24 protein-coding genes and 10 pseudogenes are annotated in these 26,050 nt (G+C 67.1%); 17 read left to right on the top strand and 17 right to left on the bottom strand.

Annotated elements, in window-relative coordinates; translation table 11 throughout:
- Positions 1–110: 110 nt before the first annotated feature.
- From OO67_RS34925 to OO67_RS34910, 4 genes are read right to left on the bottom strand one after another with little or no spacing between them, the layout of a single operon-like run.
- The gene (locus OO67_RS34925; protein WP_033305861.1) at positions 111–731 is read right to left on the bottom strand and encodes a response regulator; all 621 of its coding nucleotides are present in this window, start codon (positions 729–731) and stop codon (positions 111–113) included.
- Entirely contained in the window at positions 728–2,074 is a 1,347-nt protein-coding gene (locus tag OO67_RS34920; protein WP_051710266.1) for an ATP-binding protein, read from the bottom strand. The genes OO67_RS34925 and OO67_RS34920 overlap by 4 nt, the downstream gene beginning before the upstream one ends.
- Before the next feature lie 6 nt (positions 2,075–2,080).
- Positions 2,081–2,845, bottom strand: coding sequence for an ABC transporter permease (locus OO67_RS34915; RefSeq protein ID WP_033305860.1), 765 nt, complete (start codon positions 2,843–2,845; stop codon positions 2,081–2,083).
- Complete coding sequence (locus OO67_RS34910; RefSeq protein WP_033305859.1) at positions 2,845–3,780, bottom strand: ABC transporter ATP-binding protein; 936 nt, start codon at positions 3,778–3,780, stop codon at positions 2,845–2,847. Before OO67_RS34910 ends, OO67_RS34915 begins: the two co-directional genes overlap by 1 nt.
- A gap of 392 nt (positions 3,781–4,172) precedes the next feature.
- Between OO67_RS34910 and OO67_RS34905 the strand changes: the two are divergent.
- A pseudogene (locus tag OO67_RS34905) lies at positions 4,173–4,391 on the top strand (HNH endonuclease); the annotation flags it as partial.
- Positions 4,392–4,706: 315 nt separating this feature from the next.
- Here the strand turns inward: OO67_RS34905 and OO67_RS34900 are convergent.
- Together OO67_RS34900 and OO67_RS34895 are read right to left on the bottom strand one after the other, a co-directional pair.
- Positions 4,707–5,672 (bottom strand): endonuclease/exonuclease/phosphatase family protein, encoded by a 966-nt coding sequence (locus OO67_RS34900; protein WP_106972872.1) that lies wholly within the window; start codon positions 5,670–5,672, stop codon positions 4,707–4,709.
- A 160-nt stretch (positions 5,673–5,832) separates the two neighbouring features.
- Positions 5,833–6,915, bottom strand: coding sequence for an alpha/beta fold hydrolase (locus OO67_RS34895; RefSeq protein WP_208861131.1), 1,083 nt, complete (start codon positions 6,913–6,915; stop codon positions 5,833–5,835).
- Positions 6,916–6,970: 55 nt separating this feature from the next.
- On the opposite strand from OO67_RS34895, the gene OO67_RS34890 reads away from it, so the two are divergent.
- Complete coding sequence (locus OO67_RS34890) at positions 6,971–7,579, top strand: TetR/AcrR family transcriptional regulator (protein WP_063746192.1); 609 nt, start codon at positions 6,971–6,973, stop codon at positions 7,577–7,579.
- Here OO67_RS34890 and OO67_RS38455 read toward each other — a convergent pair.
- On the bottom strand, positions 7,551–8,471 hold the full coding sequence (locus tag OO67_RS38455; protein WP_382057597.1) for an HNH endonuclease family protein: 921 nt from the start codon (positions 8,469–8,471) through the stop codon (positions 7,551–7,553). The two genes, OO67_RS34890 and OO67_RS38455, sit on opposite strands and share 29 nt — an antisense overlap.
- Between OO67_RS38455 and OO67_RS39215 the strand changes: the two genes are divergently transcribed.
- Both OO67_RS39215 and OO67_RS38450 read left to right on the top strand, forming a co-directional pair.
- Entirely contained in the window at positions 8,439–8,864 is a 426-nt protein-coding gene (locus OO67_RS39215; protein ID WP_167748694.1) for a hypothetical protein, read from the top strand. The two genes, OO67_RS38455 and OO67_RS39215, sit on opposite strands and share 33 nt — an antisense overlap.
- Positions 8,865–9,382: 518 nt before the next feature.
- Entirely contained in the window at positions 9,383–10,051 is a 669-nt protein-coding gene (locus OO67_RS38450) for a hypothetical protein (protein ID WP_033305855.1), read from the top strand.
- A 532-nt stretch (positions 10,052–10,583) separates the two neighbouring features.
- On the opposite strand, the gene OO67_RS34875 is transcribed toward OO67_RS38450, so the two are convergent.
- Entirely contained in the window at positions 10,584–10,985 is a 402-nt protein-coding gene (locus tag OO67_RS34875) for a hypothetical protein (RefSeq protein ID WP_157841783.1), read from the bottom strand.
- A gap of 188 nt (positions 10,986–11,173) precedes the next feature.
- Between OO67_RS34875 and OO67_RS34870 the strand changes: the two genes are divergently transcribed.
- Together OO67_RS34870 and OO67_RS34865 are read left to right on the top strand one after the other, a co-directional pair.
- Entirely contained in the window at positions 11,174–11,590 is a 417-nt protein-coding gene (locus OO67_RS34870) for a hypothetical protein (protein ID WP_033305853.1), read from the top strand.
- Positions 11,591–12,436: 846 nt separating this feature from the next.
- Positions 12,437–12,835 (top strand): hypothetical protein, encoded by a 399-nt coding sequence (locus OO67_RS34865; RefSeq protein ID WP_033305852.1) that lies wholly within the window; start codon positions 12,437–12,439, stop codon positions 12,833–12,835.
- On the opposite strand, the gene OO67_RS34860 is transcribed toward OO67_RS34865, so the two are convergent.
- Positions 12,830–13,669, bottom strand: coding sequence for an IS5 family transposase (locus OO67_RS34860; protein WP_033305851.1), 840 nt, complete (start codon positions 13,667–13,669; stop codon positions 12,830–12,832). The genes OO67_RS34865 and OO67_RS34860 overlap by 6 nt on opposite strands.
- A 290-nt stretch (positions 13,670–13,959) precedes the next feature.
- On the opposite strand from OO67_RS34860, the pseudogene OO67_RS37600 reads away from it, so the two are divergent.
- Positions 13,960–14,631, top strand: a pseudogene (locus OO67_RS37600) (transposase); the annotation flags it as partial.
- Between the two features lie 91 nt (positions 14,632–14,722).
- A pseudogene (locus OO67_RS40730) lies at positions 14,723–14,920 on the top strand (hypothetical protein); the annotation flags it as partial.
- A gap of 141 nt (positions 14,921–15,061) precedes the next feature.
- On the opposite strand, the gene OO67_RS34855 reads toward OO67_RS40730, so the two are convergent.
- From OO67_RS34855 to OO67_RS40355, 3 genes and pseudogenes are all read right to left on the bottom strand, one after another.
- The gene (locus OO67_RS34855; protein WP_033305850.1) at positions 15,062–15,772 is read right to left on the bottom strand and encodes an AAA family ATPase; all 711 of its coding nucleotides are present in this window, start codon (positions 15,770–15,772) and stop codon (positions 15,062–15,064) included.
- Between the two features lie 199 nt (positions 15,773–15,971).
- Positions 15,972–16,198: pseudogene (locus OO67_RS40970) on the bottom strand (transposase); the annotation flags it as partial.
- Positions 16,199–16,215: 17 nt separating this feature from the next.
- A pseudogene (locus tag OO67_RS40355) lies at positions 16,216–16,538 on the bottom strand (transposase); the annotation flags it as partial.
- Here OO67_RS40355 and OO67_RS37580 point away from each other — a divergent pair.
- A pseudogene (locus tag OO67_RS37580) lies at positions 16,524–16,851 on the top strand (transposase family protein); the annotation flags it as partial. The pseudogenes OO67_RS40355 and OO67_RS37580 sit on opposite strands and share 15 nt — an antisense overlap.
- Here the strand turns inward: OO67_RS37580 and OO67_RS34850 are convergent.
- Positions 16,848–17,324, bottom strand: coding sequence for a MarR family winged helix-turn-helix transcriptional regulator (locus OO67_RS34850; RefSeq protein WP_051710274.1), 477 nt, complete (start codon positions 17,322–17,324; stop codon positions 16,848–16,850). The pseudogene OO67_RS37580 and the gene OO67_RS34850 sit on opposite strands and share 4 nt — an antisense overlap.
- 159 nt (positions 17,325–17,483) lie before the next feature.
- On the opposite strand from OO67_RS34850, the gene OO67_RS34845 reads away from it, so the two are divergent.
- The 4 genes and pseudogenes from OO67_RS34845 (at position 17,484) to OO67_RS34835 (ending at position 20,979) form a co-directional block, all read left to right on the top strand.
- On the top strand, positions 17,484–18,983 hold the full coding sequence (locus OO67_RS34845; protein ID WP_033305849.1) for an MFS transporter: 1,500 nt from the start codon (positions 17,484–17,486) through the stop codon (positions 18,981–18,983).
- Positions 18,984–19,351: 368 nt separating this feature from the next.
- A pseudogene (locus OO67_RS40725) lies at positions 19,352–19,420 on the top strand (hypothetical protein); the annotation flags it as partial.
- 14 nt (positions 19,421–19,434) lie between these two features.
- Positions 19,435–20,151 (top strand): transposase family protein, encoded by a 717-nt coding sequence (locus OO67_RS34840; RefSeq protein ID WP_244300479.1) that lies wholly within the window; start codon positions 19,435–19,437, stop codon positions 20,149–20,151.
- 60 nt (positions 20,152–20,211) lie between these two features.
- Positions 20,212–20,979 (top strand): annotated as a pseudogene (locus OO67_RS34835) (transposase).
- A gap of 69 nt (positions 20,980–21,048) precedes the next feature.
- On the opposite strand, the gene OO67_RS34830 reads toward OO67_RS34835, so the two are convergent.
- The 3 genes from OO67_RS34830 to OO67_RS34820 form a co-directional block, all read right to left on the bottom strand.
- Positions 21,049–21,480, bottom strand: a complete 432-nt coding sequence (locus OO67_RS34830; RefSeq protein WP_033305848.1) for a VOC family protein — start codon at positions 21,478–21,480, stop codon at positions 21,049–21,051.
- 419 nt (positions 21,481–21,899) lie between these two features.
- Positions 21,900–22,685, bottom strand: a complete 786-nt coding sequence (locus tag OO67_RS34825; RefSeq protein ID WP_078598528.1) for an SDR family oxidoreductase — start codon at positions 22,683–22,685, stop codon at positions 21,900–21,902.
- 38 nt (positions 22,686–22,723) lie between these two features.
- On the bottom strand, positions 22,724–23,086 hold the full coding sequence (locus OO67_RS34820) for a nuclear transport factor 2 family protein (protein ID WP_033305846.1): 363 nt from the start codon (positions 23,084–23,086) through the stop codon (positions 22,724–22,726).
- Between the two features lie 78 nt (positions 23,087–23,164).
- Here OO67_RS34820 and OO67_RS34815 point away from each other — a divergent pair, with 78 nt between their 5' ends.
- The 3 genes and pseudogenes from OO67_RS34815 to OO67_RS38435 all read left to right on the top strand — a co-directional run.
- Positions 23,165–23,959 carry a MerR family transcriptional regulator gene (locus OO67_RS34815; RefSeq protein WP_033305845.1) on the top strand — a complete coding sequence of 265 codons (795 nt, stop codon included), beginning with the start codon at positions 23,165–23,167 and terminating at the stop codon, positions 23,957–23,959.
- A 284-nt stretch (positions 23,960–24,243) separates the two neighbouring features.
- Complete coding sequence (locus OO67_RS39210; RefSeq protein WP_033305844.1) at positions 24,244–24,441, top strand: hypothetical protein; 198 nt, start codon at positions 24,244–24,246, stop codon at positions 24,439–24,441.
- A gap of 236 nt (positions 24,442–24,677) precedes the next feature.
- Positions 24,678–24,797, top strand: a pseudogene (locus tag OO67_RS38435) (IS5/IS1182 family transposase); the annotation flags it as partial.
- 422 nt (positions 24,798–25,219) lie between these two features.
- Here OO67_RS38435 and OO67_RS34805 read toward each other — a convergent pair.
- Positions 25,220–25,585 (bottom strand): annotated as a pseudogene (locus tag OO67_RS34805) (DNA gyrase subunit B); the annotation flags it as partial.
- A 134-nt stretch (positions 25,586–25,719) separates the two neighbouring features.
- On the opposite strand from OO67_RS34805, the gene OO67_RS34800 reads away from it, so the two are divergent.
- On the top strand, positions 25,720–26,034 hold the full coding sequence (locus tag OO67_RS34800; RefSeq protein WP_157841782.1) for a hypothetical protein: 315 nt from the start codon (positions 25,720–25,722) through the stop codon (positions 26,032–26,034).
- Positions 26,035–26,050: the final 16 nt, after the last annotated feature.

The raw sequence follows: 26,050 nt of genomic DNA, 5'->3' as shown, positions 1-26,050 counted from the left end.
GCAAGATCACTCAAGGTAACGAAGCACTACTGCGCCGCCACGTACGTATGCGCGCGCCCGCCGCTGCTTGCGACGGTCCTGCCGTGCGGCGGCGGCCGGCAGCGGGGGCGTCACGTGAGCAAGCGACGACGGTAGCCCTCGGCCACCGCCGAGGCTCGATCCCGAACGCCGAGTTTGTCGTAGATGTGTTGCAGATGGGTCTTGATGCTCGCTTCGCCGATGAACAACGCTGTAGCGGCCTCTCGATTCGAACTGCCGTTAGCGACCAGTTGCAGCACCTCCTTCTCTCGATCGGTCAGTGTGCCGGCGCGGGGTCTCCGAACCTGTCCCATAAGGTGCTGCGTCACCGACGGCGCGAGCACCGACTCTCCGCGCGCGGCTGCACGGACGGCGCGCATCAGTTCGTCGGGCAGAGCATCCTTCAGGAGATATCCGATCGCACCCGCCTCGATCGCCGGCAGTACGTCGCTCTCGCTGTCGAAGGTGGTCAGGATCAGCACGCGCGCGCTCGGAGCCGACTTGCGCAGGGCCGCGGTCGCGGCGACGCCGTCCATCCCGGGCATCCGAAGGTCCATGAGGACGACATCCGCTGCCAGTAGCTTGGCGCGTTCGATGCCCTCGGCGCCGTCCCCGGCCTCACCGACCACGACAATGTCCTCGATGTCCGCGAAGGTGTCGCGGAGACCGCCCCTCACGATCGGATGGTCGTCGACAACTACCAGTCGAATCATCGGTCGGTTTCCCCCTGAGCTCTCGGGCCCCCGGGGGCAATCGCCGGAACGCGCACACTGACGGATGTTCCTTCACCCGGTGCGCTCTGTACCTCTATGTGACCGCCGACCCCTCTGATGCGCTGGCGCATGCTCGTCAGGCCGAAGCCGGTGCCGACCCCCTTCGCGAACCCGCGCCCGTCATCGCGCACGTCCAGCAGCACCTCGGTGCCCGTGTACGACAGCGTGACACCGACGCGCGATGCGTCCGCGTGCTTCGCCACGTTGGTCAGCGACTCCTGCGCGACCCGGAAGAGCGACACCTCGATCGCCGGGCTCAGTGGCTCCCGGGTGCCGGTGACCTCCATCTGCGCGCTCATCCCCTCGTCCCGCGACCATCGCTCGGTCAACGTGCGCAGCGCGTCGGGGAGGTGCGCTCGCCCGAGCTCCTGGGGAGCGAGCGCCCGCACGGACCGTCTGGCCTCGGTAAGACTGCTGCGCGCGAGCCGAAGTGCACGCGCGACGTGCTCTTCCGACTCGCCCCGCACACGCGCGGAACGCTCCGCGGCCTGGAGTTGCGTGATGATGCCGGCGAGACCCTGGGCCAGCGTGTCGTGGATCTCGCCGGCCAAGCGCTGCCGCTCGTCCTGCGCCCCGGATTCACGGGCCTGGGCGACCAGTTGGGCATGGAGCCCGGCGTTCTCGTGCAGTGCCGCCTCAAGTCGCTCGACGAGTTTCTCCCGCTTGCGTTCCTCTGGTTCGCTGCGCGCCGTCAGCAGGATGCCCACCCCGATCGCCGCGGTCTGCACGGCAACGATCAGGATGAACTCCGCGAGCGTGCCCGGGGTCGGGTCCGCCCACACTCGCATCGCTGAGCCGTTGAGGGCCACGGAGGTGGCCAGGACTCCGAGCACCCCCAACGGCCACGGCCTGAGCAAGTACGCGTGGAAGAAGCCGGCAATGGTGAAGACGAGGAAGATGTCGGAGTACGCCATGAGGGTGACACACAGCGCCAGCAGCCCGGCGAGGAAGAAACCCGCCGACACGGGCCGCAGCGTCCTCTTTCTGATGGGCAGCGTGTGACCGAACAGCACCCACGGCACCGAGACCGCGACCAGCCCGAGGACGGATGCGCCCTCGGGCAAGAAGTGTTCACCGGAGGCCGGAAGCACCCACGAGAAGTAGATTGCCGTCGAGATCGTGAGCAGCAGCCACGGTGTGAACAGCTGCAGCAGGTCCCAGACCCGCAGTTGCTCCTCCTTCCAGGCCAACCGTGAGCGATTCGCGATCTCCGCCTCCTCCGCGACGGCGCATTCGTGCGTAGCGAAGGTCGGGGGCTCACCGGCCCGGGCATTCCGCGTCATTGTCACCTACTCCCAGCGGAAGAGCTTCGCGGCGATCGCGCTCGCGATCACTGCGATACCTGCCATTATGGCAATCTGCAGCCAGAAGGGCTGCCCACCGGCAGTGGCGGTGATCTCGCCCGCTTCTGCGGACCACGCGGCGGTGAGAGCCTGCAGCCCCGGCGGTACGAATTCGCCGACCTCGCGCAGCAAGTCGGGCATGAGGACACGGGGCAGGAAGGCCCCGCCGAAGAACATCAGCGCAACGAACAGCAGGGTGCCGATCTGGTTCGCGGCACTGCTCGTGCGGACCACGGCCGCGGACATCATGCCGAGTCCGAGCAGTGCCGCATAGCCCACGACGAAGGCGACGAGGAACTCCAGGGGCCGCTCGGGCGGCGCGATATCCAGCACCGCCCACGCGAGGAAGATCATGAGCGCCGCGGAGACGAACACGGAGGCGAACGCAACGATCATCTGCGCGAGCAGGACACTCCGCGGATGCGCGGGAGTGGTCGACAGCCTGCGCAGGATGCCGCGCTCACGATACGTCGCGATCACCGCCGGGACGTGCTGCACGGCGATCATGACCATCCCGAACACCAGTGCTGTCGGCGCCCAGACGTCGATGGACCGGAGCCCGCCGGTTTCCGGCGACGCCTCCCTGAGTGCAGGGATGGCACCCAGCCCGAGCAAGAGTGCCGCCGGGAACAGCACACCGAACATGACGGTGGCAGAGTCTCGAAGAAAGAGTTTCGTCTCGACCTCGACCATCTTCAGGAGAGCACGCATCAGTCACCCCTCCTCTCGGAGGGTTCCCGGGCCTCCGGGGTGCGTCCCGTGAAGGCCGCGAAGGCGTCGTCGAGGTTGCGCTGGTCGACGCGGAGATCCTCCGCCACGACCTGCGCCCTGGCGAGAGCCCCCGCCACGCTGCTGAGAAGCTGCCCCCTGCCGGTGACCAGCCAGCGGCCCTCGGTGATCTCGACATCGGTCACGTCGGGAAGCTCGGTCAGAACACCCTTGTCCAGCGGCTGCCTCATGCGGAACCGGACCTGCTGCACCGCACTCGCCTGCGCGATCAGCCCTGCCGGCGTATCCACTGCGGCGACCCGGCCACCATCGATGACGGCGATCCGGTCGCTGAGGCGCTCCGCTTCATCCATGAAGTGCGTGACGAGGAGGATCGTGACGCCCGTGTCACGAACCCGCTCGATGAGACTCCAGGTGTCGCGCCTCGCCTGCGGGTCCAGCCCCGTCGTGAGCTCGTCGAGAATCGCGACCTTCGGGTTGCCGACCAGGGCGAGCGCGATCGAAAGCCGCTGCTTCTGCCCGCCCGAGAGAGCCTTGTAGTGCGCGTTGCGCTTCTGGGTGAGACCTACGCGTTCCATGAGCTCGCGCCAGTCGGCGGGGTCCCGGTAGAAGGAGCTGTAGAGTTCGAGGGCTTCGGCGACCTTGATCGCGTCCGGGAAGCTGCTCTCCTGCAGTTGTACGCCGAGTCGCTCACGCACCTCCGCCCGGCCCTTGGCCGGGTCGATTCCCAGCACAGAGATCGAGCCTGAGTCCGGCTTTCGCAGCCCGGCGATGCACTCGACAGTCGTCGTCTTGCCGGCGCCGTTGGGCCCGATGATGCCGAAGATTTCCCCCTCTTCAACGGCGAAAGAAACGTCATTGACGGCCACGTGGTGCCCGTAACGCTTGTGCAGATTTCGCACTTCCAATGCGGTCATACCGCGAAGCTACGGACGCACCGCACCCCATCACATCGACCGTAGCGTCTGAGCTTGGTTGATTTACGCCTCCACCGTTCGGTGGATCCGCAGCACCTTGCGGAGCGCCCGAAGCCCTCTTGATTGTCGCGCTATCTGTTACCGCAGCACACGGCTGACCTGGGGGCGGAGGTGGACCGACATGCTCGTAGCGCGTGGCGACAGCGCGGTGTCTCTTGAGATGCGCTCAGGGACCTGCGCGCCACCGTCGCGGCTCCGTCCGGTGCCGCGACCGACTGCAACCAGTCGTACACCCGCAAGGACCACGTGTTCGTCGACGGTGCCAACGTCAATGTCGCCGCGAGCGCGAGAGCGCCTGACCTCCTCCCGCCACACGGGGCGGAGGAGCGACTCTCGCGGTGACGGCCCGCTCCAACCGGCAGAAGTCCGACCAGGATCCGGCGGACTGGATGCCGCCGTCCCCGGAGGCGCGGTGCCGGTACGTGGGGGAGTGGGTGGCCACCAAGCTCCGCTGGCAGCTCACCGCGGACGACCGTGAGCTGGAGGCGCTGAAGGTGTACGCCGAGGGGACGTGCGAGGACACCGTCGTCCGCTACACATCGGTTGTCTGATTCGCGTGATCGCACACCACAAATCCGGCTTGTGACGAGAGCGGGGCCGGACAGGGAGTGGTCCTGCTCGGCCCCGCTGCGCGCGCTCGTTGTGGTGTCGGCTGTGGCCCGGTCGATGCCAAGGAGGGGGCGAGCTGCTCGTGCTGCTCGGTGCTCAGTTTGGCGCGACTGCGCGTGTTGCTGATTCGAATGCAGGTCCCGCTCTTCAGTACGTCGAACCGTCCCTCACGTGCGAACGAGATCGGCCAGCCACAGCACCGGTCAACAGTGCGCTGAGACACTCGGCCCGTCTGCACGGGCGGAAGGACCTCGTTCTTACCGCAGAGTTACCGTCCCCGTCACGATGCGGTGATCGGAGCAGAGGCCGTTGGTGCCGGTCCTGACCGGGGTGCAGTCTGTGGAAGTGGTGAGGGTGTCGGCGCTGTAGCTTCCTCCTGAGGCGAGCGCGGTCTCCCGGACCAGGATGAAGTCCAGCTTCGGGCCGCGTCCGCACGGGTTGCCAGTTGTGGCTATGTCCGTGGTTGTCTCGCCGTAGCCCAGGCAATTTGAGGCGTCGGCATCGTCGAGTTCACGGTATGCGCCGAAGTTGTTTTGGTTGCCATTGCTTTTTACCGCGGCCGAGTAGACGGAGTTCATGGACGGGTAGTGGGGCTGGACGTTGAGGTCGCCTGCGGTCAGAACTTTCTCTCCGGCCTTGTGTCGGTCTTCCATATAGTTCCTGATGTCGTCGATCTGATCCCATTTGATCGCGTCCACCGTGGTCAAATGGGTGCCGCAGAAGCGCACGCCGGAGTCGTCGGCGAGCGGTGCGCACAGCATGTTGCGGTGTTCTTTTGTGCCGTCGCTGGTCAGCGGCAGGCGCGTGGCTGCTCCGAGTGGCCGCTTACTGAAGATCGCGTTGCCGAAGGCGTCGCCCGCGCAGACGTCCGGGTTTCCCGCCGGGCGGCTCGCTTCGAAGCGAGCGAAGTTGGAGTCGTCCAGAGGCCAGTTCTTTCCTCTGAGCTGATTGATGAGCTCGTCGTACTGCCCTCTGCACAGTTCGTTGAAAGCAGCGAAGTCCGCGTTACGGTTCACCATGGACGTCGATGCTAGTGACACCATGTTGGTGTCACTGCGTCCGCCGTGGTACGTGTTGCCCGCTACATTCCACTGCCAGACGTTGTAGGTTCCCGCACTCGACGCAGCAGCCTGGCCGGATTCTGCCTGCGCGCTGGAAGCCGATGATGCGAGGGCGAAAAGTGCGCACGCCGCTCCCAGCAACGCGGTTCGGAATTGACGCATAAGAAGTCTCTCCTCTTCGGTCCAGCTCCAAGCCCACTGGGCCAGCTGGGCATATTTCTACGATGCGAGCACGGATTTATACCATCCTCAGCAGTGCTGAGCACAGGGAAATATCTCGGGATGAATTGATTCATGGTGACTAGAGATCTCGGTGAGCCGGTCACTCCGGGGCTGACTCTGTGTGCGCGGTGGTGAAGGCTGTGATGTCTTTGGCGATCCGTTCAGGGTATTCGCCGTTGATCGCGTGGGATGCGTCCTCGTAGACGCGGACGGTTCCTTGGGAGAGTGTGCGTTTCGCCGTCTTGGCGGCGGTTGGTGCATCGTGCATCACGGATCGCCCCGCGATGAGGGTGAGGACGGGCAGGTCGAGCGTGGCGAGGCGGTCCTCGCTGATGCGCCCTGGCTGGGGCAGCTTCAGCGTGTAGTGCCTCATGCCTGTTTCGATCATGCGTGCCACCGGGGCGCCTTCGACCGGTGCTCCTCCGGCGGTGTAGGAGTTGAAACTGTTGCGCCAGGATTTCGGCAGCCAGGACAGAGAGGCCGGCAGGGATCGGGCGATGGTCTCCCAGGGCATGTCGTCGAAGACGTGGACGGGGTCGATCAACGTCAGAGTCTTGATGTGGGCAGGCTCGCGCAGGGCGAGGTTGACGGCGGTCCAGCCGCCGATGGACAGGCCCACGAGGTGGAAGTATTCCTCCGGAAGTGATTCGAGGGTCTGGTGCAGCCATGCCGCCTGGTCGCCGTCGCCGGTGATGGGTCGGTCCTGGATGCTCATGCCCGGTTCGCCGAGCAGGTCGAGGGCGTAAACGTCGCCGGTCGAGAGAAGGCTGGGCAGGTTGTCTGCCCACACCGGGGTCGCGGAGGCCCGCCCGGGCAGCAGCACCAGCGGAACGCCTGTGTCCGCCTTTCCGGCGAATCGGTAGACACGCACCTGGCCGTAGTCGGTGCGGATGTCGAGTGTCGCCGCAGGTTCTGGAAGATCGCGCCAAGCCGCTTCGTAGGTCGAACGGAACCGGTCCTGGCCCTCGGTGCTGCCCCAATGGCCCACCAGGGAGGGAGAGCGCCGGACGAGGGTGAGGACGAACGTGATTACCGCGGGGACGGCGACCGTGACACACCACCGGCGCGGTCGAGGCTTCGTAGCGTCGCGGGCCGCGGCATCCGGGTGGGAGGGCGAGGCTGTCGGCACATCAGGTTCGGCGCTGGGTCTCTTCTCGTCTTCGTCGGCGGGCGTGTCCGGCACGGCAACACCTCTTTACCATCGGTCGATATTTTGACCATAGGGTAGAATCGAAGGCATGGCAATGAGAGACCGCCCAGAGGGGCATCGCCTGACGTTGACGGAACAGGCGCGCAGAGCTCAGCTGATCGCGGTCACGATCGAGCAGGTGGCGGCGAAGGGGTACGCGGGCACCACGCTGGTCGGCATCGCGCAAGCGGCCGGTATCACGAAGGCGGCCATCTTCTACCACTTCGAGTCCAAGGACTCCTTGATCGATGCCGCATACGGTCACGTCATCACCGCCATGACCGGCGAGGTCGCGGCAGAGATCCAGGACGCCGATCCGTCTGATGGGCCGGCCGTGTACGCGCTAGCGATGGTCAAGCACTTCCATGAACACCCGCAGCACGCACGCATGATCGTGGAAGCAGGCAATCGAGGAGGCTTCGATTACGAGCCCGAGACGAGATGGGGTCCACTCGCTCACCTCATCGACGCCGCGGCGCATGCCCGCGGCGGCGTAGTGGTCGATGCCCGGACACTCGCCGTCATCACAGGCGGCGCGATCGACGCCATCGTTGCCGAAGGACTCCATGACCCGGCTTTCCGCATGATGCGCGCCGCCAACCAACTCAGTGCCCTGATCGACGCGGCCCTCACCCCCAGAGCGGAGTCGCACTCCTGACCTGATTGAGCTCACCGACCTCGATGTCAGCGAGGAGTCGAGAACAGCAGGTAAATCGACGGCACCTTGGCCTCGCCTTCCGTGAGGTGCTCGCCCGGGGCGGCCCCATGGACCTCCGAGCGCCCTCCAAGGTGATGACGTCGACACAGATGTCGACGCAACGGTGGACTATGGTTGACTGCAAGGCGGGTCCGTAGGCGACGGTCGAGTCGGCGCACGGTCCGGTGAGTTCGAGGAGGGCCGCCTGCTCGGTCTCGTCCGCGCTCAGGCCCCAGCGGAGCTTGGTGGCGGTCCAGTCGACCAGGTATATGCATGTCGCGGAGGGGGCGGGTGGCATCCACGCGGCCGGATCCTTGTCGGCCTTCGACCTGTTCGTCTTCGCGGTCACCGCGACCAGGGAGCGCTCCGCGCCCAGGTCGTTGGCGTAGGCCTCGCGCCGTTCGGGCGTCCAGTCGTGGGCGCCGCTGTCCCAGGTCTCGGCGAGCGGGAAGATGTGGTCGATGTCGAGCTTCTTGGCGTCGGTGACCTCGGCCTCGTCGTAGTACGACATCCAGCTGCCGCCGCTCAGCGTGCACCGGTCACCCTGTTTCGGAGCGGTGACCGACTCGGCGATCAGGACCTCCTGACGGGCCGGGCAGCCGTTGTCGTCCTCGTCGACCCAGTGCTTGAAGGAGTCACGCTCATATCCGGTGCGCTGCTCCTCGGTGACGGGGATCTTCGTGATGGCGTCCGCGAGGGGCAGGCCTGCCTCGCCCGGAGCTCCGCCGGGCGCGCCGGACGGTGCGGTGGTACCGGTTGCAGGGGGCTTGGGGTCGTCGGTCCACCACCGCGTCCTCGGCGAACACGCACCCGCAAGCTGGTGGAACGACCAGATCGAACTCCTCCAGAACACCCCCTCCACCGACCTCCCCCACACCCGCGACGAAGAGCCCGACACCGAGACCGACGACGTCCCTCCGCGGTCACCGCCGCACGCAACGAGGTCTCCACCACGGACGCGAGCCTGCTGCCCACCGCCCTGCGCATTCTCGGCGCCCTCAGAACCGGCCCCGCCCCCGTCCCGGCCACCGCCGGTGCCGTTGTCGACTGCGCCCCGGCCGCCATCGGCTACGTCGACGACTTCGACCTCCCCCCCCTGACCGACCCCGACTTCACCGACCACATCCGCACCCTCATCGCCACCGACACCACCCCCACCCGCATCCGTAACCGACTCCAACCCCGCCCCAAGGCCTCGAAGCCCCTGACCGCGACCGCCCGCCACCGCACCTGGGCATGGGGCTGAGCCGACGAGCATGGCTTCCTGGCGCTCGCGCTGCGTCTCACGCCGCAGCGAGCACTACGTCGGCGGTGAAAGAGGGCCACGGGAGCCGGGCGTCGTCGTCGGCACTGGCCTCGACTGAGTGAACCGGCCCCGCTGCCCGTGGCGGTGAGGGCCGCCGAGGCGGTTGAGCGATCATGAACCGACCGTTGATCTTCTCTGCCACCCTAGCCGCCGTGCTGGTTCCCGCGGCCGCTGTTCCCGCCGCGTCGGGTCTTTTCGGTCCGCGCTGGAGCTCGATACAGCGCGGCAACCCGCGATGGTCAGGCCCGTGCGGTCCTCGGGCAGGTCGGGCAGGAACGGCCACGACAACGCGAGCTTGAGTGCCAGCCCGATGGTTCAGTTCAGCAGCAGCGAGGACAGCAGCAGGCTTTCAGGGTCCGTTGAACAGTTTTGGCCGCCCTCATCCTTGTCCCGGACCGTGCGGGAGAATGGTTGCCCAGCGGGTCGGGCGGGAGGCCTGGCGGGGCAGAGGGGGTGCGATGCCGAGCGGCGGAACAGAGGTCATCGATGCCTTGGGCGTGGCAGCCGGGGAGCGGCTGCGGGAAGGGGCAGCGCCGGCCGCGGTGTGCGGCGAACTTGCCGCGCAGACGCAGTGGTGGTGGGACGCGGTGCTGGCGGTGGGTCGGGCTCTGGGAATCCCGGAGTCGGAGTTGCTGCGCCGTCTTCACGGTGAACCGGAGCGGGTCCAGGGTGAGTTCCAACCGGGCGAAGGGGACTTGTACGGTGGACTGATGGAGACGCTCGGTGTCTTCGACGTTGCCAAGCAGCTCGACAGACGGGAGCTGCTGATCGCGGAGCACCTGCGGTCCGCGATGGGTGCCATGGGCGGTGTGGCGAGCGGGCGTTCTCTGGGCCTTTCGCGAAGGTTGGGCGTGGGCGAGTTGGCAAGCGTGTTCCGCTCACTTGCGCGCAGCGGTCCCCGTGCCACCTGCAGCCGGCCTGTGGAGTTTTGGGAGGCCCTCGTAAGTGCTGGGGAACTCCTCAAATTGGAGGAGGGGATCGAGGACGGAACCGTGGCGCAGACTCTTGAAGAGTGCCGGGCACATCTGGCGAAGCCACAGCGGATGTATGCCGAAGCAGACGAGAGGGGCAGCGGGAAGATCAGGCAGACCACTGCCACCCACATCAGTTCTGACATTGCTCGTTAGTCCCATGTCGGGCGAATGCCAACAAGATCGAAAAGAGCCGTAGAAGCGACAGGCAGGCACGGTCGGCGGCGGTCAGGCCCATTCCAGCCCGAGAGCAGCGAGTTGCTCGCGCTGCGCGGTGCTCAGCTTGGCGCGCCGGGTTTTGTGCTTGGCCAGGAAGACCCGGCCTCGACGTGGTGTTCCTGGCCGTCGATGAGGACGGTTTCGGTGTGATGGCGGGGGACCTTCAGGTGTCCTGCCAGCCGTCGCGGGGCCCGCCAGCCAGCTCGACGTATTCGTGGTCGGTCAGGGTGGCGCAGCGGTCGGTGCCGTCGTGGCCGGCCCATAGATCCTCGGTCGCGTGTGCTCGGCCATCCGTTCAGGCTGTCAGCCACCCCAGCGCGCCACGCCGGATTTCGGTACGCCCGTGCCCGCGGTGCGGTGAAGTGCCGGACCGGCAAGGAGTGTTCGCGGGCCCGGTCGGTGAATGATCTTCAGTGGCCGCCCAGCAGGCTGCCGCGGCCCCGTCCCGCCCACGTCCGCGGGCGCCTTACTACGGGTCCGGTTCCTGGGAAGGGAACGCTTCATACAGGGCGTCGGCGTGTACCGCGTCCCACTGGCTGATCAGCAGACGCTCGATCCCGCCGTCACGCCTGTGTAATTCGACTTCTTGGCCCCTGTCGAACTCCACCCGCACCTGCGGATTCCCGCAGACCGCTCTGGCCTCGCCGCGCATGATCTCGAAAAAGATGCCACGTATTTTGTAGCGGAGGTCATTTCCTCGGTGACGCAGCACTCGCACTCGGCGGTCGGTCAGGAGGAGGGACGCCCGCCGTGGGACCAGACCCCACAGCGACCGTCCGTAGGTCACCGCACAGCCGGCCATCATCCGCTCACCCTCGGGAACCCACTGCGCCAGGCGTTTACGATCCGCCGACCACTTCGCAGCTTCCATGATCATTCCCCGCATCTCTCGGACGGCAATGCAACGGTCCGCTGACCGTTTACCCGGAAGCAGTCCATCAACCGGCGGTCGGCGGATCCCGCAGATTCGGCTTCCCCGCCCGCCGCGCCGAACGGGCCGCGCGCGATGCCACCTGTTCGCCCAGTGCCGAGACTGCCCGGAGCTGATCGCTCGCGCGAATGAGCTCCGGGGAGGAGCGCTTCGCCGGGGGTGGGGCGCGGCCGGTAGAACGCCGTGGTGATCAAGAAGCGTGCGCGCGGTTTCGATGCGCTCTCCCCCGCCCTTGTTCCGCCACCGTCGCCGTCTGGCGGGCTGTCAGCGATCCGGACACCGCCCACACCTCCGAGACCGCCGACTTCCTGACCGGAACCGCCGAACAACTCGTCGCCGCCGGGGCCGACCGCACCGTGACACTCCGAGTCATCCGCCACGCACACACGATCTGGCACCACACCCGCAACGACGACCCAGAGACCGCGCGTGAACTCGCACCCCGCCTCCTCGGCCTGCTCCAAGACGACCACCCTCGCCGCACCGCCGACGTCATCGTGGTCCACCACCCTCAGCCGCGCCACGACCTGACGCGTACGACGTGATCCCGACCGGGTGAACCGCCCTCGCCGCCCGCGACGGTGGGGGCCACCGGGCGCGTTGAGCCGTCCACGAACCGAAAGATCATTCCCGCCGCCGCCCTGGCCGTCGTCCTGGTCCCGGTGGCCGTCACCCCCGCCGTGTCGGCGGAGCCGGCTGCGGTGCGGGCGTACGTCGATACCCGCGTCCGTGACTGCGCGGGCTCCGGCTCAGGCTGCCGCCCGGGATCGTGGTCCACCACTGGCACCGCCGTGGGGTCGACACCCGCGGGGTGGGCTGGGTGTACCCGTCCCGCGGGGGCGTCCGCTCCGGCACCGCCCGCTGGCTGGTCAAGAAGCCCGGGGCCGCGTGGAAGACCGGCGGCGGTTGGAAGCCCGTGCCCCTGGTGGGCCGCCACATGGAGACGTCCTGGGGATGGGACGGGCACACCGGCCTGAAGTACCCGCGCGATACGCGGATGTGTGTGGATTTCCGAGGGCTGTCGACGAGGGCCTGCGTGACCCTGAAGTTACCCGTTGACTACCGGGACCGGGACCGGGACCAGAGTGCGGGGTGGGGCAGGGCCGGGGCGGAGTATCCGATCCGGGGCGCCGTAGCTCGCGCGGTGCCGACCCTGCCGACAGAGCGAGCCGCTGAACGCGTTGTGCTCTCTCGGCCCTCGGGTACCCTGCCGTCAGCGCTGGGCCCTGCCGCCGCTATCACGCATTCGAAGCTTCAGCCTCCTTCCCCTGGGCTGGAAGCTTCGGCTGCGTCGTTGACTTAAAGAGCGTTTTATCCCGTCCGGGGTGTTTGGTAAGTCGCCCAATGTCAGCGGATTGGGGTCACGCCCGGAGGCGTGTGAGGATCCGTCCGTGGAGTGCGATGTGTGTGGACGTGCGATGTGGCGATGGCCGACACTGCCGACAGTCTGGGAAGAGGAGATCTGGTCCTGTTCCTGGTGCTACGCCTCCACCCATGTGGGTGGCGAGTGGTTCGAGGTCTCGCGGCCGCCGTACTTGCCCGTGGACATGCGTTGGGAGCGGGCCGTCGCGGACGGCCTCACCGCCGACGTCTCCCATGCTTTCGGCATCTTCGACAGGACGCTGTGCGGAATCCAGGTAGCCGGCATGTCGCCGTCGGATTACTTGTGGCTGCCGGAGCGGGAGAATGCCTGTGGCGCCTGTCGGGATATGGCGGGTGTCATCGATGGCCGCTGGCCGCAGGCTATGAGGGGCGAGGACGCGCGGGACAGCGTGGCCCGGCGGCTATGAGTCCTTCCAGTTCGGAGTCGACTCTCGTGTGAGCCTGCGGCTCATCAGGTCGATCATCGCGAGGCGGATCATCGCTTCGGAGCGGTGCGGGTGGGTTTCGTAGTCGCGGGCGAGGCGGCGGTGATTCATGAGCCAGCCGAATGTCCGCTCGACGACCCAGCGCCGGGGGATGACCTTGAAGCCCTTCTGGTCCGGGTCGCGGCGGGTGACTTCGACGTCGATGCCGAGGGTGGCGCCGTGGTCGATGGCCTTGGTTCGATAACCGCTGTCGCCCCATGCCTTGGTGATTCTGGGGTGGGCCTTGGCGATGTGCGAGAGCAGGTGGATACCGCCGGCGTTGTCGGAGACGCTGGCCGCGGTGACCCAGACCGCGAGGAGGAGGCCGAGGGTGTCGACGCCGATATGGCGCTTGCGGCCCGCGATCTTCTTGCCCGCGTCGATGCCCTGGCCGGTGGCCGGGACGTTGGCGGACGTCTTGATGCTCTGGGCGTCCAGGACGCATGCGCTCGGTTCTGCGTCCCGGCCTGCGGCCTCCCGGACCAGGCGGCGGAGCAGGCCGTTGAGCTGGTCGAACACGCCGTCCTTCTGCCAGGCGGCGAAGTATCCGTAGACGGTTTCCCACGGTGCGAAGTCGTGGGGAAGGTAGCGCCAGGGAATTCCGGTCCGGTCCACGTACAACACCGCGTCCATGATCCGGCGCAGGTCGTGCTCGGGAGGCCGCCCGATATCCAGGCCCTTCCCTCGCCGCTCGGCCCGCCAGGCCGACACCGTGGGCTCGAGCAGTTCCCATCGGGCATCGGACAGGTCGCTCGGATACGGCCGCTGTCGAGACATGTTTCGATAGTTCCGCCGAGCGACATCCCGCCACAGGGCGCAAACGGGAGCGAGTGGGGGCGCCTTGGGATCAGACAGGAGCGAACGGGCGGAAACGTGCCCGGCAATGGCGTCAGCCACCTCTCACGTCACGGATAGCGACCCTGGCCTCAGCAGTCCCAGCCCAGCCTGCTACCCAGAAGACCGTCAAACACCCCGGACGGGATAAAACGCTCTTTTAACTGATCGTTTCAAAATGAAGTTTCGTGTGGCTGTTGGCAGTTGGGTGATGTGTCGGCAGGATCTGTTGGGTGCCTGCTGATCTTGTGTCTGATGACCTGTGGGAGCGTGTGGCTCCGCTGCTGCCGGTTCATGCGCGGCGTCGGCACCGTTACCCGGGGTGGTTGCCTGCCGATGACTGTGCTGCGCTGCGTGGGATCGTTTACGTGCTGCGCAAGAGTGTGAGCTGGCGGGACGTACCCGCGGAGCTGGTCGGGTGCAGTGGGGTGACGGCCTGGCGTTGTCTGCGGGACTGGACCGAGGCCGGAGTGTGGCCCCGCCTCCACGAAGTCCTGCTGGCAGAACTTCGTCGAGACGGACTGCTGGAGATGGACGACGCGGCGATCGACGCCTCGCACGTCAGGGCCCTCAAAGGGGGGCTCACACCGGACCTTCGCCGGTTGACCGAGCGCGGCCGGGCAGCAAGCACCACCTCATCGTAGACCGGAACGGAAGCTCGCTGTCTCTCTGACCAGCGGAAATCTCATCCGAGCTCGCGGCATCACACCCAAGATCGCCCGCCGTGGAGCCCCGCATGGTTCCGGCCTGGGCAAGACCCGGTGGGTCGTCGAGCGGACCTTTGCCTGCTCCACCAGTTCAAACGGCTCCGCATCCGCTACGAGATACGCGCCGTCCTCCACCGCGGAATCCTCCAACTCGCCTGCAGCGTCATCTGCTTGAGACGACTCAGAACCTCATTCTGAAACGATCAGTTAGGCGGCGCTGTCGCACGGCACCGCACCGCCTGGTGGATCGAGCCGCCCAGGAGTGTATTCACTCGCCCCTTGATGCAACATGCTTCCGATGGGCAGCAGTGAGCGACCGGAGACAGCCATGAAGACGACACCGAGACCCACCGCCGACCTGGCCGATGCGTACGGTGATCGGCTGCGCGTATGCGACGTGCAGTTCACTTCCTACGTTGCTGTGCGCTCCTTTGCCGGCCGGGTGCAGGCCGATTCTTGCCAGGATGACAACGCTCTGCTTCATGAACTGCTGCGAGTCCCGGGGGATGGGTGCGTTGTGGTCGTAGACGGCGGAGCATCGCTGCGCAGCACGGCTGTTCCAGCGGGCAAGGGCTCCGGCCGGGTTCGCTCTGTTCGGTCCGTTGATCAGGTGACAGTTGGATCGCCCCTACGGTTCGATGATGTGCCGCAGATAGGAGTGCGGGTCTGCGAGATAGCGGCGCCAGTGATCCACAATGCCGAGCTCCCGCCAGGCGACCCTTCGTATGCCGTGCTCGCCGACCTCGACGATGTCCGCACCCGGCAAGGCGGTCAGCAAGGGTGAGTGCGTGGCACAGATGACCTGGCCGCCCTCCTTGGCCAACCGGTCGATGTGCCCGATCAGTTCGAGGCATGAGGAGAAGGAGAGCGCCGCCTCCGGCTCGTCGAGAACATAGAGCCCGGCATGCAGGAACTTCCCGCGGAAGGCCGCGAGGAAGCCCTCGCCATGGCTGACGGAGTCCGGCGACAGCCCCTCCCTGCCCAGGGCGTCCAGTGCGGTCTCGGCCCGCAGGAAGAAGCCATTGCGGGCCGACCAGCTGGTGGCCATACGGCGCCCGCGCGAGGTCACGTCGAATTTCATCCGCTCGCCGAGCGCCGACTTGCTGCGCGGGGAAGCGTAGCGCCAGTCGTGGGAGCCGCCGTAGGAGTCCAGACCGAACCCCTCCGCAAGCGCCTCGACCAGGGTCGACTTCCCCGAGCCGTTTTCACCGACCAGAAAGGTAACCGGTGCGGTGAAGCGCAGCCCTTTGTCGAGCAGCTGCCGGACGCAGGGCACGGACCAGGGCCAGGCGTCGTCGTCGTGCGAGGGGAGGTGGGCATACGCGCGTTCGATAATCACTCGACCAGTGTCGCGCAAGACTCGGACGACGTACGTGCCCCAGGTTGTCGGGACCTAACGCGTTACTGCCGCGCGTCCGGTCGGTTGCGCAGCCGTTCCCATGCGTGCCGAGGCGGCTCCTTGATGTCCCCAAGCTGAACTCTGGCGTCCGAGCCGGCGAAGCTCGCCACCCGTAGCGCTCGGTCACACTTCTCGCCCGAACCTCGCGCGAGTTGGCGGGCAAGCGGTCACGGCGGTGGGTCCAGCGCACCAGTTGCTTCCAGCGTTGTGGTCGGCGAGGGCGTGTTCGACCGTGATGCGGTCGGACGATTGGCCGTGGCGGTCGCGTTCCCACTGCTCGACTCTGCCGGGCAGTGCTCCGGGCCGCGGTTTTCTCGGCGGGGTGAATGCCTGGGCTGGATGATCACGTCTCAAACCGGGGTAACCGTTGTTTACTGAGGTTTTCAGGGTGGGGTCGGTGGGCTGATGGCCAGTCTTGTGGCGGTGAGGCAACCGTCGATGAGACGGGGTCGGGGTTGGATTCTGCGTATCTCGCTGCGGAGCTTGCGGTCGAGGGTCGAGGGTCGAGGGTCGAGGTCGTCGGGTGTGGTGAAGATGTGTTGGCCATTGCTCTGCGCACGAGTGACCAGACGGCCTCGACGGGATTCAGGTCGGGTGCATACGGCGGAAGCCGGACGGTGGCGAGCCAGTCGTGTTCGGCCGAGCCGCTGCCCGGGTGGAAGGCGGACAAGCAGCTCCACAGCGACCGCCAAACGACTGCCGGGCCTTTACCGAGTCCGGCGTCGACCGGGCCTGCCGCGACGCCCCGGTACTGGCCGACGGCGGCTACCAAGGCACAGGGGCTCTCATGCCGCACCGCCGATATCCGGTTCAGGAACGCCTGACGCCTCAACAGGAAGCCGACAACGCCGTCCACCGACGGGCACGAGCCCGCGTCGAGCACACCTTCTCTCGCATGAAGAAACTGGAAGATCCTCCGCGACTGCCGCCTGCGCGAAACCGGTGTCCACCACGCCATGCTCGGCATCGCCCGCCTCCACAACCTTGCACTGGCCTACCCCACCCGGGGCGACCTCTAGCGCCGGCGGTCCCAGAGGATGCCGGGGGGAACTGGTGTCCCCGGGTTCCGCTCGGCGAGGTGGGCGTCCATGGTGGCGTTCAGGCCAGCCATGAACTGCTCGAACTGTTCCAGGAGCTGTGGCGGGTAGGGGGACATCTCGGTGTCGAGGCGGTGGGCGAGCGGGCCGAAGAACTCGTCCGCCCGTTCCTGAATGTGTGCTCCGCTGCGCAGCGTGACGATGCGCCGGTCGGAGTGCTCGCGGGTGCGGGTGATATGCCCTGCCGCTTCGAGGCGATTCAGCAGCGCGGTGGTGGCGCCCGTTGACAGGGAGATGCGCTCGCTCAGCCGCGCCGGTGACAGGGGGGTGCCGCGCTCCTCGGCGGCGGCGATTTCCAGGACCGCGGTCGCGTCCGTGGAGTGCAGGCCGAGCCAGGCGGCGAAGCGCCGGCTGAGTTCGGCGTAGTGGCCGCCGTAGATCCTCAGCGACTCCATCAGCCGCTCACGCTGCTCCGCGACACCGTCGCGCACTGCTTCCTCCACGCCTTCGCCCTTCTCTCCTGTCACTCGGTCCGCACGGCCACTCCGCTTTGACAACCTACCTCCTCCACTTTACCTTCATGATGGAATTACTTCACCATGGAGGTATCTGGAATGTGTGACCCGTCCCCCACCCTTGAGGAGACGACCGAGCCCTACCGGTGGCGGTGGCTGATCCTGGCGGTGATGATCGTCGCGGAGATCATGGACCTTCTGGACGCCTCGATCGTCAACGTCGCCGGACCGGACCTGGAGAGGTCCCTCGGTGCCGGTTCCCTCGGACTGCAGTGGGTGATCGGCGGCTACGCCCTCACTCTGGGCGCCGGGCTCGTGCTCGGTGGCCGCCTTGGCGACCGCTACGGCCGGCGGCGGATGTTCCTGCTCGGGCTCGCGGCCTTCACCGCGACCTCCCTGCTGTGTGCGGTCGCGCCGAGCATCGAGTTGCTGATCGCCTTCCGCCTGCTGCAGGGCACCGCCGGAGCGCTGCTGCTGCCCCAGGGCCTGGGCCTGCTGCGGGAGAACTTCCCCGGCCCCGAGCTCACCAAGGCCTTCGCGATCTTCGGACCTGTCCTCGGCCTGGGCGGCATCATCGGCCCGGTCCTGGGCGGCTTCCTCATCGAGGGCGACTTCTTCGACTTGGGCTGGCGATCGGTGTTTCTGATCAACCTGCCCATCGGCATCGCGGCGCTGATCGTCGCCGCGAAATTCGTGCCCAAGAAGGCGGGCGACCGCACGGTACGGGTCGACATGACCGGAGCCGCCCTTATCGTGGCGTCCTGCGCCGTGCTGGTGCTGCCGCTCAACCAGGGGCAGGAGAACGGCTGGCCGCTGTGGACGTGGCTGTCCATGGCCGCCTCGGTGATCGGTTTCGCCCTCTTCGCCCTCCAGCAGCGCCGCACGGCCGCCGCGGGCCGCGAGCCGCTGGTGACCCCGGCCCTGCTGCGCAAGCCGGCCTTCACCGTCGGCCTCGGCGGCATCGCCCTGTTCTTCGGCGGACTCATCGGCACCCAGCTCGTCCTGACCCTGTTCCTTCAGATCGGCCACCACTTCACCCCCGGTGACGCGGGGCTGGGCAACCTGCCCCTCGCGGTGGGAACCGCGATCGGCGGCGCGGTCAGCGGTGCGTTCCTCGCCGACAAGATCGGCCGCAAGGTGCTCCAGATCGGACCGCTGGTCCAGCTGGCCGGCGCGGCAGTGCTGTGGTTCGAGCTCGACGGCCTCGACGCCGCATCGTTCTCGATCCGGGACATCGTCCCCGGCGTGGCGGTGGCAGGTATCGGCGCCGGCATGGTGATCGCCGCCCTGTTCAGCTTCATCCTTGCCACGGTCGACGACGACGAGATCGGATCCGCCTCCGGCGTCCTGTCGGCCGTGCAGGCCATCGGCGGCTCCATCGGCGTCGCGATCTTCGGCTCGGTGTTCTTCGCCCAAGCCAAGACCGGTGATTTCACCGGCGGATTCCACCGCGCGCTGATCGTCCAGGCATGCCTGCTGACGGCGTTCCTCGCGATCACCTTCTTGCTGCCCAAGAAGGGCCGCTCCGACGACGAGCAGCACGGCATCACCACCGAGACCGCCACCGGCTCCGGCACGAAGCAGCACCTCACCGTGTGAAACACAGCTGGGGAGAGCGCCCACGGAAGCGGTCTCCCCAGCACCGACGTGGGCCGGCCAGGCAACCTAACCGACTGCAGGCCGGGGGAAGAGCCCGGGGTGAAGGCCGCTCTTGGATTACGGGACAGCCTTTACGAGCTCGTGCACGGTTAGCGGTGGGGCGTCGAGCGCGGATCGGCGATCATGGCTGCGTGGTGGGGAACGTGACGCGCACAGCGATCATCAGCGACCGGAGGATCACGGGCTTGTCGGCAGCTGTGATCGCTGAACTCGTTGCTGAGGTGGGACCGTTGTGGCATGAGCGGCACCAGGCCAGGCTTGCGTCCCGGTCGCGGAAGCGTGCGGTGGGCGCTGGTGCGAAGCACCGCATGGTCTTCGTCGACCGGCTCCTGGCCACGCTCGTGCACCTTCGCCACGGGGTTACTCATGATGTGCTGGCCTGCTGGTTGGCGTGGACCGCTCGACCGTCACCCGGGCGATCGGCGAGGTGCGGCCCCTGCTCGCGGAGCGGGGATGCATGGTCAGCCCCGACGTGCGCCTGCGAACCCTGGCCGAGGTCGTTGACCATCTCGGCCAGGCCGGGAAGACCGGCATCATCGACGGCACCGAGATCCGTGTCCGCCGCCCGGCCGTCGGCCGCAAAGACCGGGACAGGTTCATCTCCGGCAAGAACAAGCAGAACGCCGTGAAGGCCATGGTGTTCACCGACGAGGACGGGCGGCTGCTGTTCTGCAGCCCGACCAAGCCCGGAAGCTGCGCGGACATCACCCACGCCCGAGAGTTAGGGCTGGTCAAGCTCCTGGCCGACGGTCCACCAGTCGAGGTCCTTGCCGTTGCCGGCTATCAAGGACTCGGAGCACAGACCGGCGGACGCGTCGTGACGCCACCGCACCGCAAGTTCAAGAAGAATGCCCCGGACTGGTACGAGGAGATGCACGAGCGCCAGCGCAAGGCCCACTCCGCACGCCGCATCCGGGTCGAGCACGGCATCCGGCCACCTGAAGTACTGGCGGGCGCTGACCCGTCACCTCGGCCGCCGCGAGCACATGGACGACACCGTCCAAGCCATCGCCAGCCTACTGTCCCAGCAACAGACTACAGACCCGATCCCGGTTTGGCCGACGTGAGCACCGAGGCTCCACCGACCCCTGCGACGTCCCACCGCTAACCGTGCACGGACTCGTAAGGGTTGTCCCGTACGTGATTTTGCCGTGGGATGATCTTGGCCGTGGCTGGTGTGATCACGGCGTCGGAGCCGTCCTGGATAGCCCCGTTCGCCGGACTGAGCCCGCGCGCCTTCGCCAAGTTGATGAGGTAGCTGCGCCGCGAGGGCGGCGACGCGCCGGGCCGTGGCCGGCCGTGGAAGCTCTCCCTGGAGGACCGGGTGCTACTGGTGGCCGCTTACTGGCACACCAACTTGACTCTGCGCCGACTCGCGCCGTTCTCCGGAGTGTCGAAGTCCACCGCCGATCGCGTCATCGACCATCTCGGCCCCAGGCTCGCGCTTGCCCCGCGTAGGCGATTCGCCAAGGACGCGGTGCTGATCGTGGACGGGACACTGGTACCCACCCGCGACCACCAGGTCGCCGCGCAGTCGAAGAACTATCGCTACTCGACGAACCACCAGGTGGTCATCGACGCCGACACCCGCCTGGTTGTGGTGGTCGGCCGGCCCCTGCCCGGCAACCGCAACGACTGCCGGGCATGGGAGGAATCCGGGGCCAAGGCCGCCGTCGGCCGGACAACCACGATCGCCGACGGCGGCTACCCCGGAACAGGCCTCGTCATCCCGCACCGCCGGCCCCTAGGCGGCGAACTGACCGACTGGCAGGCCGACCACAATCACGACCACAAACGGGTTCGCGCCCGCGTCGAGCACGCCTTCGCCCGGATGAAGACCTGGAAGATTCTGTGCGACTGCCGCCTGAGAGGCGACGGTGTGCGCCACGCGATGCACGGCGTTGCCCGCCTACACAACCTCGCCCTCACGGGATGACGCCCGCCGCATGCGGGACCTGAGAGGTCCCCGGGAGACGGCTCCCCACCTCCCCGTCTCGGAGGAGAGTCAGCCGAGGCAGAACTCGTTGCCCTCGATGTCCTGCATCGTGATGCACGACTCGTTGACGCCATCGGCGCGCTGCGTCAGCACGTGCTTCGCGCCGAGCGCCATCAGCCGTGCGCATTCGGCCTCGAGTGTGGCCAGGCGCTCGTCACCCACGAGCCCGGCGCCGGCCCGCACACAGAGATGCACCCGGTTCTTGACGACTTTCCCTTCGGGAACTCGCTGGAAGAGCAGGCGCGGGGCCACACCCGAGGGATCAGTACACGCGAAGTAGATCTCGTCCTCAGGCGGCAGCGAGTGGTGGTACTCCTCCCACGTGGCAAAGCCCTCCGGGACTGTCGGTACGACGTACCCCAGCACCTCGCACCAGAAGGCGGCGAGGCGCGCAGGTTTCGCGCAGTCGAAGGTCACTTGGAACTGCTTGATCGTTGACATCGGCGCACGATAACAGGGGCCTGCTCATCTCCCCGGGCGGGTGGATCCACACGTTGCCGGGAGGAGAGCCCTGCCATCCGCTGCTGTGTCGTGCGGTCACAGGGGTGAACCGGAGGTCAGCGCTTCCCCAAAGGGAACCTCGATCCCGGCCGGCCACTCTCGTGCTGCCAAAGATCAGTTACGGGACAACCCTTAGCCCCCGCTTTCACGAGTTGGGGCGCGGACGCTTGATCCAATATGCAGAGAGCACCTCTGACCTGCAACGATTGGACTTTCTAGGGTCCTGTTGGCTGCACGGAAAGAGGCGCTCTCCAGGTGAAGAAGCGTATCGGGTCGTACCCGCGTGGTCCTTGTGAAGGAGGGGGTTCCGCCGCCGGATCGAGCTGTTCGCGAGTGGCTACGCGGAACTGGTGTCTGGCTCAGACGGTTGGAACAGTGCCGCCGTCGATGACGTACTCCGCGCCCACAATGGATGAGGCTCGGTCCGAAACGAGGAAGCCGACCAGGTCCGCGACCTCTTCCGTCGTTGCGAACCTTCCGATTGGAACCCCTCCGAGGGAATCCATCAGGCTCTGCTCCGCTTCTTCGCGGGTCAGTCCGTTGCCCTTGACCAGCTGGTCGAGGAAGCCCTCGTACGCTCCGGTCTGAATCCCCCCGGGGCTGACGGCGTTTACTCGCACTCCTCGTGGGGCCAGTTCGTTCGCGAGACCCTTGCTGTACGTACGCAGGGCACCCTTGGCTGACGCGTACGGCAACGTCGCGTCGTGCAAAGGCATCTGACGCTGTATCGACGTGACGTGGACAACTACTCCTGATCCCGCCTCCACCATTGCCGGCAGCAGTGCTCGATCCAGTCGGACAGCTCCCAAGAAGTTCAGGTTGAGCTCCGCCAGCCAGTGCTCCTCAGTCGCTGCAGCGAATCCGCCAGGCGGGGTTGACGATCCTCCGACAACGTGCACCAGGATGTCCAGCGCACCTCCCTCAGAGATCTTGGACACTGCAACCTCTACACCGCCCACCGTGGAAGTGTCCGCCTCGATGAACCGGTCGGGGCGCTCGTAGCCGCCGGGCATAGTGCGTGCCGTGGTCCACACGTCGGCACCCATCTCTCGCAGTCTCTCTACGACGGCCTTGCCCGAGCCCTTCGAACCGCCCGTGACCAGCGCCCGGCGACCGTTGAGACGATCGCGATCTGAACTAGACATTGTTCTCTCCACTGAAGATTGAGGTGGTGCGGGTTCGGTCAGGCCGGGTGGTTGGCGATGATGAGTTCGGCGATGAGGTCGTCCCGCAGCGCGAACCGGTAGTCGAGCTCGGCGACGCCTCCCGGGAAGCTGCCTTCGAGCCGCACGGTTACCACCCAGTGGGTGTCATCGACGCGGTGAGCGCCGATCTGCTCGGTCGTGTACTCGAACTCGGACCCGGCGTCCCGCAGGAACGCGTAGGCCTCCTCCCGGCCGCGGAAGGTCTCGTCCTGGTCGACGATCACCACATCCTCGGCGAGAAACGACGAGGCGGTGTCGGCGTCGCGGACGATGTGGGCGGCGAAGAACTGGCGCACGGCGGTCGGGAGCAGATCGCACGGAAGATCGGTGTGCTGTTTCATGAGCCCACCGTGTGACCTCGCGGCGCGGGAGGGTCAAGCCGTGGACTCTCCCCCAGGGGGAACGTTCAGAATGAGGGGATGCTGACCATTGGCGAGTTCTCGCGGCTGACCCACTTGAGCGTCCGGACCCTGCGCCGGTATCACGAGGCGGCCCTGCTGGAACCTGCCGTGGTGGACGAGACCACCGGTTACCGCTACTACGGCGTCGACCAAATCCCGACCGCGCAGGTCATCCATCGGCTCCGCGAGCTCGACGTCCCCCTGAGCGATGTGCAGCAGATCCTGCGGACCCCCGACCCCGGTGTCCGGGCGGCGCTGGTCGCAGACCACCTCCAACGCCTCGAGGATGCGCTCGACCGCACCCGGGCCGCAGTCGTATCGCTGCGCCGCCTCCTCCGGCCCGACCCCGCGCCCATCGACGTCGAGCTGCGTGCGGAGCCCGCACGGACGGTCGCGGCGGTGGAGGCCGTAGTCGGGCATCGCGACATTGAGACCTGGTACGCAGGCGCGATGGCCGAATTGGAGGCGGCCGTCGGCGCCGCCGTGACCGGACCGCCGGGCGGCTGCTACGACAACGCCCTTTTCGAGCAGGAGCGCGGTCACGCGCTCGTCTACCTGCCGTCCGCTGCGCCACCTCGCACCGGACGCGTGCACCCCGTGAGTCTGCCGACCGCGGAACTTGCGGTCACCACCCATGTCGGCGAGCACGACGGCATCGAGGTCACGTACGGCGAACTCGGGACTTGGGTGGTGGAGAACGCGATGTCGGTGGCCGGGCCGGTGCGGGAGGTCTACGTTGTCGGCCCCCGTGACACGAGCGATCCCGCCGCGTGGCGCACCGAGATCGGCTGGCCGGTCTTCCGTGTCACCTGAGGCGGTCAGTGCGGTGCGGAGTCTTGGAACGACGGGGCGCACACGTTGAGCCTCGCGCTCTCACGAGTTGGAGCACCGAGGCTTGATCAAATAAGCAGAGAGCGTTCCTGACCTGCAACGATTGGACAATTCTAGGGTCCTGCTGGCTGCACGGAAAGAGGTACTCCCGGTGGAGAAGCGTATCGGGTCGTACCCGCGTGTCCGCATCGAGAGCGGCGGTCGGACGGTGGTCTCGCAGGCCGGGGGCGTGCTGAAAATGGCTCGGCTCGGACCGGCTGACGGCGGTGCGGGATGTGCTGATGGACGACGGCTACCCCGGTCTCGTTGTGCTCCTGGAACTGCTGGTGTTCTCCGAGCTGCCCAGCAACATCGGTCGAGTGGCAGAGCGGGCGGGCGAGGCGGCGGGCGCCGCGAACCGCCTCGCGCACGTCGTCACCAACACCCTGCGCGAGGTGTCTCGCACGCCAGGCTCCCGCCACTGACAGACTCGCAAGTCCGCTTCGGGCCCGCAGCCCAAGTCTCGGCAGGGCTCGGTGGGGTGCCCGCCCTGGTTACCGTGGCAGCTTCGCGGTGCGTTCAGGGTGGGCTGCGTTGATGTACCGCATCGCGACGTGAGAGGAGATGCCGCACAAGCGCATCAGTACTGCAACGGTCTTTGGTGTGACGGGCGGGCAGCTTCTGGTGGTGTGTGTCCGCGTCGTTTGTAGTGGCTGAGGCGGGTCGCCCGTGGTTCCGTGCACTGGAAGACCGGGTACCGCTTGTAGCAGCTTACTGGCGCACAAACCTGACTTTGCGCCAGCTGCCCCTGGCCGCTGCGGACCCAGGCGCCTCCGGGCGCCGGACCTGATGCCGGCCATCGGGACGCCGTCTCGGCGGGTGAGCTGGGGCTGTTTGCCGTCCTTGCGGCGCAGACCGACTGCGGCCCGTGAACCGACGCTTCTTCGACCTGCACGCCGTCGCTAGTCGATGGTGGCCACACGCTCCGGATGGCGGCACGGTGCACTGCAGGTTGCTGGTGGCACAGGGTGTACCGGCGGGCGACGGTTCGAGCGTCCCGCCCCGTGCGTGATGTGCCGGCTCGTGTCGCTGGTCCGGGCGAGTTTGGGGATGCTGTCGACTTGAGCACCGGCGATCCCGTGGCGGGCGCCAGCAGCCGGAGTAGGACCGCACCGGCTGCGCCCCGCCGTGCTGCACTCCTGGCCGGCCCGCGCTCTGCGCTGGGCGCCGGAGAAGCAGCCACGGACCACTCCGCGGACTGTTTCAGGCCTGGTGGATGTTCCGCGGGGTCCGGTCGATGACCTGTGCGGCTTGTGTCGGCTGTTCCTCGGACCAGGTGCCGAGGTGTTCCCGGACGGCCTCCCCGACACAGTCCCGTACGTCGGTGTTGCCGAACAGCTCGTGCGTGGCGCCGAGGTATTCGGGGCGGTCGAGTTTCACCGACGCGACTGCCGTGAGGTCCTCGCCCATCCGGTCGGCGCAGCAATCGTTGTCCGCCGCGGGCAGCCCCTGTTCTCGCGCGTACGCGGTGACCGCGGCGGCCCCTCCGTCTCTGAAGCCATCCACGTGCATGCCGCCCTGGCGAAGTTGCGCGCTTGTTGGCGGGCTGTGTATCCGCTCCTGGTGGGAGCCGTTCCAAAGCCGGGCCGCCCGCCATACGCGACTCCTCGCGCTCCCACGCGGAGGCTCTAGGTCCTGGGGCCTAGGTGGCGGTCCTCCCGGTGACCGACGCCGCCCGGGCCGCGTCGCGAAAGGATCGTCACATGAATCGAATCGCCCTTCTCACCACCTTGGTTACCGCTCTGGCCCTTGCAGCCATCGTGTGGTCCAAGCCGCTGCAGAAGACGCCGTTCTGGTCCTTCGTCCTTCTGTGCGTCCTCTTCCACCCCGCGGGCTCGGCACTGTTCTCGGCGCTGGATTCGACCGCGGGCACGGCCGGCACCGTGGCCGAGTGGACCTTCATGTGCAGTGCGAACGTTCTGTTCGCCGCGCTCGTCGCGTCGGCCTACCGGGCAATCAAGTGCTTCCGGGGAACCCGCGCCAACGGGCACCCCTACCACCAAGAGGTCGACGCATGAGGGTCCGTCCCTTCGG

The organism is Streptomyces atroolivaceus (genome assembly GCF_000717025.1).
Taxonomy (GTDB): Bacteria; Actinomycetota; Actinomycetes; order Streptomycetales; family Streptomycetaceae; genus Streptomyces; species Streptomyces atroolivaceus.
This window is presented reverse-complemented; position numbering and strand designations above follow the sequence as displayed.